Raw genomic sequence first — 4,874 nt, forward strand, 5'->3', positions numbered from 1 at the left:
CATGTCCCAGGCGAAGGATCCCCTCGCGCCGTGCAGGAACAATCCCGCAACCACGGCACAGAGGATACCACGGATCGCTTAGCCCAGTCTTTTAACGAAGACGTATTTGTCATCCCCGGGCCCGTAGAAGTCCGCGAACACCGCCCCCGTAGCATATTCGCACCGCTCGTAGAACCTGCGCGTGCTGACGTACTGGGCCTTCCCGCTCGTCTCGGCGTACACGCCCGTGCCGCCGAGTTCGCGGATGCGGCGCTCGCATTCCTGCAGGAGGCGGCGGCCGAGGCCGGTGCCCTGGGTGTCGGGGTGCACGGCGATCCAGTAGAGGTCGTAGCTGGACAGGGTGCAGGGGATCAGGCCGTAGCAGGCGTAGCCGTCGAGGCGGCCGTCGCCGTCGGCGTAGAGGAACTCGTAGCCGCTGGCCGGGCCCTTCTGCAGGCGCTCCTCGACCAGCTCGGCGGCGATCGCCACCTCCGACGGGGAGAAGTAGGCGGTGGCCGCGGTCAGGTCGCGCACGGCGGCGATGTCGTCGGGACGGGTCTCGGTGCGGAAATCGGTGCCGGTGGTCATGGCGATCACGCTCCGGGGACGGCCGCGAGGATGCGCGCGACCGCGTCGTCGAAGGTCAAGCCCGCGCGCGCGACGGCGGCCTGGAAGCCGGCGTCCGCAGACAGGCAGGGGTTGGCGTTCGCCTCGAGGATCCAGGGCTCCCCGGCGGCGTCCACGCGGAAGTCCACGCGCGCCCAGCCGCGCAGGCCGAACAGGTCCCAGCAGGCCAGGGACTGTTCCCGCAGGCGCGCCAGCAGCGGCGCGTCGGCGGGCGCGAGGTCGAAGGTGCGCACCGTGTGGGAATACTCGAAGGAGTCCTCGTCCCACTTCGCGGCGTAGCCCACGATGCGCGGCTTGTCCGGCGGGTAGTCGACGAAGGTCAGCTCGGCCGGTGGCAGCACCTGCGGGCCGCCGGGGCCGTCGAGCACCGAGAGGTTGAACTCGCGGCCGTCGACGAAGGCCTCGGCGAACCAGGGAGAGCCGGGGCGGCCGGCGCGCGCGCCCAGGGCGGCGACCAGGCTCTCCGGGTCGGCCGCCACCACCGCGTCGTCGTCCATGCCGAGCGAAGCGTCCTCCCACACCGACTTCACCAAGCAGCGCGCGGGCGTCGCGACCCCGCCGCCGGAGGCGACGAGCCGGCCGCGGCGCAGCTCGTACCAGACGGGCGTGGGCAGGCCGGCGCCGACCAGCAACTGCTTGGCGAGGACCTTGTGCGAGGTGGTGAACATGGCCTCGGAGGGGCATCCGGCGTAGCGCACGCCCAGCGCATCCAGCAGGGCGGGCACGACGTGGATCAGGCGGCCCTCGCCGCCCAGGCTCTCCACGAGGTTGAAGACGAGATCGGGGGCGGCGTCCTGGAGGTTGCGGCCGAGGTCGGGCAGGTCCAGGTCGCAGCCCAGGGCGGCGGGCTCGTGGCCCAGGCGCGCGAGGGAGGCGGCGATCGCCGCGACCTGGTCGAGCACGTCGCGCTCGTCGGGCGCCGCGTCGGCGGCGACCGCGTTATGCAGGATCAGGATCCGCATGGAGCAGCTCCGCGCGCAGCGGGGGGATCTCGCCGCGTCGCCGCGCGGCCGACTCGACGATGATGCCGATGAGGTCGGCGTAGGGCAGGCCCCTGGCCGTGGCGATCATCGGCAGGTCCGAGTGTTCGGGATGCAGTCCGGCCAGGGGGTTCAGCTCCATGATCTGGGGCTCGCCCCGTGCGTCGGCCCGCAGGTCGACCCGCCCGGCGTCGCGGCAGCCCAGCACGCGCCAGGCCGCCAGCGCGGTGCGCTCGGCCGCCGCCACCTGGGGGTCGGCGGCGGCGTCCGGGAAGCGGTACTCGATCAGCTCCTCGCAGCGCTCCTTGTTGACGTAGGTGTAGGCGTCGGCCTCGGCCTGCGGCAGCAGGACCACTTCCATGGTGCCCAGCGCGCGGGCGTCGTCGCCCGTGCCGACGATCCCGACGGTCAGCTCGCGCCCCGGCAGGAAGGTCTCGACCAGAACCGGCTGGCGGAACCGTTCCAACAGCAGCGCGCAGCGGTCGGCCAGCTCCTGCGGCGTGCGCAGCTTCGAGGCGCCGTCGATGCCCTTGCCGGTGCCCTCGGCGATCGGCTTGGCGAACAGCGGGAACGGCAGGTCGACGCCGGCGAGGTCCTCGAGCCGCGCCACCTCGGCGAAGGCGGGCGTCGGCAGGCCGGCGTCGCGCAGGACGCGCTTGGTCATGCCCTTGTGCAGGGTCAGGGACATCGTCAGGGGGTCGCCGAAGGTGTAGGCGATGCCGTGCAGCTCGAGCAGGACCGGCACCTGGGCTTCGCGCCCGATGCCGTGCAGGCCCTCGGCGATGTTGAACACGAGGTCCCAGCGCCGACCGGCCGTCAGCAGGCGGGCCAGCCGCGCCGCGTTGCCGATGCGCTCGGTGCGGTGGCCGCCCGCGCGCAGGGCCGCCTCGAGCGCCTCGACCGTCGAAATACGGTCGAACTCCGCGGTCTCCTCCTCGCCGTAGCCGGCGGCGAGGTAGTCGTCGCGCAGGTCGTAGGTCAGGCCGACGTGCATGCCCGCTCCCCCGGCTGCCGTGTCACGACTTGCGCCGGGGGGCGCGGCCCTTCTCCAGCTTGGCGGCGCCGCCGCCGCGGGGATCGGGGTAGCGGTACTGCCGGCCCTCGAAGTTGCGCAGCACGACGTCGCCGCCCTCGCGGCCGACCAGGTAGTCCGGCTGCAGGGGGATCTTGCCGCCGCCGCCGGGGGCGTCGATGACGTAGGTCGGCACGCCGTAGCCGGTGGTCCAGCCGCGCAGGCCCTGGATGATCTCCAGGCCCTTCTCGACCGTCGTGCGGAAGTGCGACGAACCGGAGATCGGGTCGCACTGGTACAGGTAGTACGGGCGCACGCGCATCATGAGCAGGTTCTGCATGAGGCGCTTCATGGTCTCGACGTCGTCGTTGACGCCCTTGAGCAGCACCGTCTGCGAGCCGAGCGGGATGCCGGCGTCGGCCAGCCGCGCGCAGGCGGTCGCCGACTCGGGCGTGCACTCGTCGGGGTGCAGGAAGTGGACGCTCACCAGCAGCGGGTGGTGCTTGCGCAGCATCTTCACCAGGGCGGGCGTGATGCGCTGGGGCATCACCGCGGGCGACTTGGTGCCGATGCGCACGATCTCCACATGGGGGATGCGGCGCAGCTCCGTGAGGATCCAGTCCAGCTTGTCGTCGGCGATGCTCAGGGGCTCGCCGCCCGACAGCAGCACGTCGCGGATCGCCGGGGTGCGGCGGATGTAGTCGATGCGCTCCTCGAGCTGCTCCTGCTTCGGCGAGTACTCGCCGTGGCCCACCAGGCGCGACCGCGTGCAGTAGCGGCAGTAGGTCGGGCAGAAGTCGTGCACCAGGAACAGGACGCGGTCCGGGTAGCGGTGCACGATGCCCGGCACCGGGCTGTGGCTGTCCTCGCCCAGGGGGTCGTCGGCCTCGCCGGGCATGCGCAGGTGTTCGGCCTGGGTCGGCACGACGGTCCGGCGCAGCGGCTGCTGCGGGTTGGCCGGGTCGAGCAGGCTCATGTAGTACGGGGTCACCGCCACCGGCAGCATGCTGCCGTCGCGCTGCAGGGCCAGCCGCTCGGCGGGCGACAGGGAGAGCATCCGGTCGAACTGCTCGAAGGTGCGGACGCGGTTGCGCAGCTGCCAGTGCCAGTCGTTCCACTCGGCGGCGGTCGCCTCGGGGAAGAAGGCGCGGCGGAACTCGCGCGTGCGCCGGCCGATCCGCGCCCCGGGCTGCGCGAACTCGTGGGGATAAAAAAATCCACCTGGCAATCCAGGAGGAGGGGTGGCCGGTTCGGGTGCGACCGGTGCGTCGGCAATGGCGATAGCCGGGGAAGGAGGCTCCTCGGAGCGCTCCTCCTCTCGCTCGACGGCCACGACGGCGTCGACGCTGTGGTCGCTGCGGGCGGACGTGGGGCAGCGGCGCATGTGGTATCCCTCCCTGGGCACATTCCTGACCCGCGAACCCGGCTGTCGCCGATCCCGGCGAGGCCCTCGCGAGTTGCGTCAAACTATATGCGTGTGCTGGAAAGTCAACAGCCTTTTCGGAAGTCGGCCGCGGATTTTTTCGGGGCGGGCGCGGGCGGGATCGGGACTGACGCGCCGGACCGATCGCTGCTATCATGCCCGCCGGTCGGGAACGCCGACCCAACCCGGGGGGGAGCGAGGCATGGAGCTGGTCCTGGACGTGCTGCGGGAGATCCGCGGCGGCATGGAGTACTTCAGCCGGATGCGCGTGCTGGGCGTGCCGGTGGACTGGTTCTTCCACCTGGTCTTCGCGGCCGCGATCGCCTGGGGCGCCTCGCGCCTGCTGCCGCTGCGGCGCGTGGTGATGCTGGCCGTCGCCCTGATCGCGGGCAAGGAGCTGTTCGACATCTTCGCCAAGACGCGCGTCGAGTACATCCGGGCGCCCGGCGCCGATCTGGCCCTGGACCTCACCGCCGGCCTCGTGGGCCTGGCCCTGGGCTGCTGGCTGGCCCGGCGCTTCCCGCCGCGACGGCGGGGGGAACGGGACCGGGAGGCGGCGTCGTGAGCCGCCTCGGACGCGCGGCGCCCGCCGCCCTCGGCTCGCTGATCGGCTCTCTGATCGGCGCCCTGCTCTGCCTCTCCCTGCTGGCCCACGCGCTGCTCGGCGCCGGCGCCCCCGCGTCCGGGCGGCTGCCGCTGCTGCTGCTGGGCGCCGCCGCCCTGGCTTGGTTCGCGCAGCCGCGGCCGCGGTGGCCGCTCGCGGCGATCGTGCCGGTCGGTCCCCTGCTGGATTTCTGCTTCCTGACTCCCGGCCGCGAGGTCTACGCCACCGAGGTCGTGCTGCTCGCGGCGG

6 protein-coding genes are annotated in these 4,874 nt (G+C 72.5%); 2 read left to right on the plus strand and 4 right to left on the minus strand.

Annotated features, from left to right (window positions below; translation table 11 throughout):
• Positions 1-78: 78 nt before the first annotated feature.
• The 4 genes from Q7W29_00785 to Q7W29_00800 are packed head-to-tail and all read right to left on the minus strand — an operon-like array spanning position 79 to position 3,982.
• Positions 79-567, minus strand: coding sequence for a GNAT family N-acetyltransferase (locus Q7W29_00785; protein ID MDO9170350.1), 489 nt, complete (start codon positions 565-567; stop codon positions 79-81).
• A 5-nt stretch (positions 568-572) separates the two neighbouring features.
• Positions 573-1,568, minus strand: a complete 996-nt coding sequence (locus Q7W29_00790; protein ID MDO9170351.1) for a D-alanine--D-alanine ligase — start codon at positions 1,566-1,568, stop codon at positions 573-575.
• Entirely contained in the window at positions 1,546-2,580 is a 1,035-nt protein-coding gene (locus tag Q7W29_00795; protein MDO9170352.1) for a D-alanine--D-alanine ligase, read from the minus strand. Before Q7W29_00795 ends, Q7W29_00790 begins: the two co-directional genes overlap by 23 nt.
• 22 nt (positions 2,581-2,602) lie before the next feature.
• Positions 2,603-3,982, minus strand: a complete 1,380-nt coding sequence (locus tag Q7W29_00800) for a KamA family radical SAM protein (protein ID MDO9170353.1) — start codon at positions 3,980-3,982, stop codon at positions 2,603-2,605.
• 241 nt (positions 3,983-4,223) lie between these two features.
• Between Q7W29_00800 and Q7W29_00805 the strand changes: the two genes are divergently transcribed.
• Positions 4,224-4,586 (plus strand): hypothetical protein, encoded by a 363-nt coding sequence (locus Q7W29_00805; GenBank protein ID MDO9170354.1) that lies wholly within the window; start codon positions 4,224-4,226, stop codon positions 4,584-4,586.
• On the plus strand, positions 4,583-4,874 hold a 292-nt coding region (locus tag Q7W29_00810; protein ID MDO9170355.1), incomplete at its 3' end, for a hypothetical protein. The genes Q7W29_00805 and Q7W29_00810, both read left to right, overlap by 4 nt.

The sequence above is a fragment of the bacterium genome, assembly GCA_030654305.1.
GTDB lineage: Bacteria > Krumholzibacteriota > Krumholzibacteriia > LZORAL124-64-63 > LZORAL124-64-63 > PNOJ01.